General features: G+C 64.2%; 3 protein-coding genes. All 3 read left to right on the top strand.

All coding sequences use genetic code 11. The features are described 5' to 3' along the window. The first annotated feature begins 41 nt into the window (after positions 1-41). Genes ugpA through ugpC form a run of 3 tightly spaced genes read left to right on the top strand, consistent with a single transcriptional unit; the run spans position 42 to position 2,865 of the window. Positions 42-923 (top strand): sn-glycerol-3-phosphate ABC transporter permease UgpA, encoded by an 882-nt coding sequence (ugpA, locus tag NUU27_RS25190; RefSeq protein WP_257765036.1) that lies wholly within the window; start codon positions 42-44, stop codon positions 921-923. A gap of 12 nt (positions 924-935) precedes the next feature. Beyond that, positions 936-1,772 carry a sn-glycerol-3-phosphate ABC transporter permease UgpE gene (gene ugpE, locus NUU27_RS25185; RefSeq protein WP_257765035.1) on the top strand — a complete coding sequence of 279 codons (837 nt, stop codon included), beginning with the start codon at positions 936-938 and terminating at the stop codon, positions 1,770-1,772. A 16-nt stretch (positions 1,773-1,788) separates the two neighbouring features. Further along, positions 1,789-2,865: a sn-glycerol-3-phosphate ABC transporter ATP-binding protein UgpC gene (gene ugpC, locus NUU27_RS25180; RefSeq protein ID WP_257765034.1), complete on the top strand. Its 1,077-nt coding sequence runs from the start codon at positions 1,789-1,791 to the stop codon at positions 2,863-2,865. The last annotated feature ends 182 nt before the right edge of the window (positions 2,866-3,047 follow it).

The raw sequence follows: 3,047 nt of genomic DNA, 5'->3' as shown, positions 1-3,047 counted from the left end.
CCGGCGGTGTGATCCGCCGGCCGTGGGCCACCTGCTCCTTCATGGAAAAACGTGTCACATTCGACAACCGGCTGCTGCCCTATCTGCTGCTGACGCCGCAGTTGCTGGTCACCATCGTCTTCTTCTTCTGGCCGGCCGGGCAGGCGCTCTACCAGTCGCTGCTGCTGCCCGATCCCTTCGGGCTCGGCGCGCGCTTCGTCTGGTTCTCCAATTTCGAGTATCTGGCCGGTGATCGCTATTACCTGCAGTCCTTCGTCACGACCGCCGTCTTCACCTTCTTCGTGACGACGATTTCCATGGCGGTGGCGCTGCTGCTCGCCGTCATGGCCGATCAGGTGATCAAGGGTTCGAGCACCTACAAGACGCTGCTGATCTGGCCCTATGCGGTGGCGCCGGCGGTGGCCGGCGTGATGTGGCTGTTCATGTTCCAGCCGTCGATCGGCGTGATCGCCTTTTACATGAAGGCGGCCGGCTTCAACTGGAATCCGGTGCTCAACGGCACGCATGCCATGACGCTGGTCATCATCGCCGCTGCCTGGAAGCAGATCAGCTACAATTTCCTGTTCTTCCTGGCCGGCCTGCAGGCGATCCCCAGGAGCCTGATCGAGGCGGCCGCGATCGACGGGGCGGGCAAATGGTACCGCTTCCGCACCATCGTCTTTCCGCTCCTGTCGCCCACCACCTTCTTCCTCCTGGTGGTCAACGTCGTCTACGCGTTCTTCGAGACCTTCGGCATCATCCACACCATGACCGCCGGCGGCCCCGGCCAATCGACCACCATCCTGGTCTATAAGGTGTTCTCCGACGGCTTCGTCGGCCAGGACCTCGGCTCCTCGGCGGCCCAGTCGGTCATCCTGATGGTCGTCGTCGGCGTGCTCACCGTCATCCAGTTCCGCTACATCGAGCGGCGCGTGCATTATTGAGGGGCGGGCCAGATGGTTGAAAAACAAGGTTTTGGGACGATCGTGATGCACACGGTGCTGATCCTCGGCATCGCCATCGTCTGCTTCCCGATCTATCTCACCTTCGTCGGCTCGACGCTGACGCATTTCGAGATCATCCGGCCGCCCATGCCGCTGCTGCCGGGCCCGCATCTCATCGACAATTACAGCCAGGCGCTCGCCTCGGGCATCAACGCCCCGGTCGGGCGGATGTTGTTCAATTCCTTCGTCATGGCCTCGGGCATCGCCATCGGCAAGATCGCCATCTCGATCCTGTCGGCCTATGCGATCGTCTATTTCCGCTTTCCCTTCCGGATGCTGGCGTTCTGGGCGATCTTCGTGACGCTGATGCTGCCGGTGGAGGTGCGCATCGTGCCGACCTACGAGGTCGCCGCATCGCTCGGCTTGCTCAATTCCTACACCGGGCTGATCCTGCCGCTGATCGCCTCCGCCACCGCCACATTCCTGTTCCGCCAGTTCTTCCTGACGGTGCCGGACGAGCTGGTCGAGGCGGCGCGCGTCGACGGGGCGGGGCCGATGCGCTTCTTCAAGGACATCCTGCTGCCGCTGTCGGTGACCAACATCGCGGCGCTGTTCGTGATCCTGTTCATCTACGGGTGGAACCAGTTCCTGTGGCCGCTGCTGATCACCACCAGGCCGGAAATGAACACGATCGTCATGGGACTGAAACAGATGATGCCTACTGCTGACGATTACGGCAACTGGCCCGTGACGATGGCGGCCGCGATGCTGGCCGTCCTGCCGCCCGTGGCGGTGGTGGTCTTCATGCAGCGCCTGTTCGTCAAGGGCCTCGTCGAGACAGAGAAATAGAAGGACAGAAATCGGCATGGCGACGATTTCCATAAGGGACATCACCAAATCCTACGGCAAGACCGAGGTCATCCATGGCGTCAGCCTGGACGTGGCCGACGGCGAGTTCATCGTCATCGTCGGTCCCTCGGGCTGCGGGAAATCGACGCTGCTGCGCATGGTGGCGGGGCTCGAGCGCATCAGCGGCGGCACGATCGGCATCGGCGGCCGCGTCGTCAACGAGCTGGAGCCGCGCGAGCGCGACATTGCCATGGTGTTCCAGAACTACGCGCTTTATCCCCATATGAGCGTGTTTGAGAACATGGCCTACGGGCTGAAGATCGCCGGCAAGTCGAAGACCGAGATCAAGGAGCGGGTCGACAGGGCGGCGGCGATGCTGCAGCTCGAGCCCTTCCTGGAACGCAAGCCGCGGGCGCTGTCGGGCGGCCAGCGGCAACGCGTTGCGATGGGTCGGGCGCTGGTGCGCGATCCGGCGGTGTTCCTGTTCGACGAGCCGCTGTCCAACCTGGACGCCAAGCTGCGCGTGCAGATGCGTCTCGAGATCAAGCAGATGCAGCGCTCCGTCGGCACCACCTCGCTCTACGTCACCCACGACCAGGTGGAGGCCATGACGCTGGCCGACCGGCTGGTGGTGATGAATGGCGGCATCGCCGAGCAGATCGACACACCGATGGCGGTCTATGAGCGTCCGGCGAGCCGCTTCGTGGCCGGCTTCATCGGTTCGCCGGCGATGAACATCCTCAAGGGCTCTGCCGCGGGCGGGGATTTCGTGCTCGAGGGCGGCGGCGGCGCGCTTGCGCTGGGCGGTTCGAACGTGCCGGAATCGGGACGGCCGATCCTGCTCGGCGTCAGGCCGGAGCATCTGAGGCAAGTGCCGGAAGCGGAAGCCGCCTTCAGCCTGGACGTCACGGCCGTCGAAACGCTCGGCGCCGACACGCTGGCCCATGGCCGGCTGGCCGGCGCCAAGGGCCGCGGCGAGCTTATCGCCCGGCTGCCCGGCAGCATGAAGATCTCAGAAGGCGACACGCTGCCGCTCGCCATCGAGCCGGGCATGATGCACCTGTTCGACGCCGAGACGGAGAGGCGGATGTAACTCCGCTTTTCTCAGGGCTTCGGGCTTCCCCTCTTTTGCTCAAGCGGCCGGCGCTTGCCATACCCCCCTCTGGCCTGCCGGCCATCTCCCCCTCAAGGGGGGAGATCAGCCTTCGTCGATGCATTGCTCTTGTTGCATCGCCGGCGATTGGCGAAATCGTGCCCGCCGCCCAATCTCCCCCC

Origin of the sequence: Nitratireductor sp. ZSWI3, assembly GCF_024655565.1 — a bacterium.
In the GTDB taxonomy this organism is placed as follows: Bacteria; Pseudomonadota; Alphaproteobacteria; order Rhizobiales; family Rhizobiaceae; genus Nitratireductor.
This window is presented reverse-complemented; position numbering and strand designations above follow the sequence as displayed.

What these genes read in the sequence shown, in the direction of transcription:
- ugpA (WP_257765036.1), top strand. Translation starts at nt 42, where the DNA reads ATGGAAAAACGTGTCACATTCGACAACCGGCTGCTGCCCTATCTGCTG.
- ugpE (WP_257765035.1), top strand. Translation starts at nt 936, where the DNA reads ATGGTTGAAAAACAAGGTTTTGGGACGATCGTGATGCACACGGTGCTG.
- ugpC (WP_257765034.1), top strand. Translation starts at nt 1,789, where the DNA reads ATGGCGACGATTTCCATAAGGGACATCACCAAATCCTACGGCAAGACC.